Here is a 575-nt window from a genome sequence, read left to right on the forward strand (position 1 = left end):
ATGTTGGTCCTTCCACTTCAAACTACATGACTCTTAACATGGCTGCTGCGGGCAATCGTATTGATTATTCAGCAACAAACGTAGGAACGGAGTGGCACTATTTTATGATATCCGTAGATCGGGCACATAACACGGCTTCAACCTATGTGGACGGCGCTGTGAAGGCAACCAAGGACATTTCGGTGCTGGGTACATCCAGTATGGATACTTCTTTTAACGTTATTCTTGGGGCAGATGGCAATAAAGACAATGGCAGAGCGAACGTTACGCTAGACGACTTGAAAATATGGAAACGCTCGTTGTCCGCAACAGAAGCCAAAGCGTTATCCGATTCTTATAAAGAAGGATCATCAGACTCTCTATACAATTTCAGTCAGTTGACGACAAAAATTCAAGAATCTGAGCAATTCATTGCTCATGTTACGGAAACAACGGGATTATCGCTTCCTGTGCAGGTGCAAAACGGCCTGGCAGCCCAGATTTCGGCAGCAAAATCCTTAACTTCTGGTTCTGGAGCAACAGTAATTGATCAAGCTTATCTCGATTTGATTTGGGCTTTGCGAGCAGCTCAGAAC

1 protein-coding gene is annotated in these 575 nt (G+C 44.7%); it reads left to right on the forward strand.

Annotation, left to right across the window (positions count from 1 at the left end):
- Positions 1-575, forward strand: a 575-nt coding sequence (locus AC1DUA_RS40130) for a LamG-like jellyroll fold domain-containing protein (protein WP_477504947.1), incomplete at both ends; no start/stop codon positions are given.

The organism is Paenibacillus sp. 01T422 (assembly GCF_056398785.1).